This is a genomic window from Bacillus sp. AR13-1 (assembly GCF_008042285.1).
Taxonomy (GTDB): domain Bacteria; phylum Bacillota; class Bacilli; order Bacillales; family Bacillaceae_G; genus Bacillus_A; species Bacillus_A mycoides.
This window is the reverse complement of the sequence record NZ_QNUA01000065.1, coordinates 1-1,156: the sequence shown is the minus strand read 5'-3', so window position 1 is coordinate 1,156 and position 1,156 is coordinate 1. Positions and strand designations below refer to the sequence as shown.

1 protein-coding gene is annotated in these 1,156 nt (G+C 33.7%); it reads left to right on the top strand.

Translation table 11 applies throughout. The features are described from left to right. Nucleotides 1-178: 178 nt before the first annotated feature. Nucleotides 179-1,156 (top strand): 5-aminolevulinate synthase (hemA, locus tag DN408_RS31000; RefSeq protein WP_147740524.1); only part of this gene is annotated, 978 nt, incomplete at its 3' end.

The following is a 1,156-nucleotide window of genomic DNA, read 5'->3' as shown; positions in this document are numbered from 1 at the left end:
TATATATATATAAGAAGAGTAAAAATATAATTTACCGAAAAAATTTTATTTTTAAAATTTTCGTTTGTTTTTTTTGTATATTGTGCCTATAATGAGAGAGCACCACAACTTTATTAACATTTTTTTACATTACCCCCTTTAAATTGATAGTCAGAGAACTTATAATTGGAGGCACAATATGTATACAGAAATATTAAATGAAAAACTAGTAGAACTGAAAAAAAGTGGGCAATATCGTGAGTTTGTTACATTAAATCGAATTCGTGGACAATATCCTTTAGCTAAATTAAATGGATCAGAAGATAGTAAGCCTGTAGTTGTCTGGTGCAGTAATGATTACTTAGGAATGTCACAACATCCAATTGTTGTTGAGGCTATGCATAACGCAATTGATTTATATGGCGCAGGATCAGGTGGTTCTAGAAATATTGGTGGTACACATTACCAATATGAGAAATTGGAGTCAGCATTAGCTGAATGGCATGGGAAAGAATCTGCACTTGTATTCCCGACAGGATATGGATCAAATGATGCAACACTTCAGTGTTTGCTACGTTTATTTGAAGATTGTATTGTCTTTTCTGATGAGCTTAACCATGCGTCTATAATTAATGGGATACGTAGTACGAAAGTAGAGCGTACAATTTTTAAACATAATGATACAGAACATTTAGAGCAATTACTTGCATCACAGCCATATAATCGACCAAAAGTAATTGTTTTTGAGTCAGTTTATTCTATGGATGGTGACATTGCACCAATTGAAGAAATTGTTAAACTTGCTAAGAAATATAATGCTTTAACTTTCCTTGATGAAGTTCATGCAATTGGTATGTATGGACCTAGAGGAGCAGGGATAGCAGCTGATCTAGGTATTGCAAATTCAGTGGATATTATTCAAGGGACTATGGCTAAGGGAATTGGTGTTATTGGAGGGTATATTACAAGTTCGGGAGCAATGATTGATGCAATTCGATCTTTTGCCTCAGGTTTTATATTTACAACTTCACTACCACCAGCTATAGTCGCGGCATGTTATACAAGTGTTGAGCACTTAAAGGTTTCTAAAGTAGAAAGAGATGGTTTACATAAAAAAACAGAAATGTTAAGAAGTTCTTTTGAAAGAGCGGGAATTCCAATTATGAATTCAAGCGAG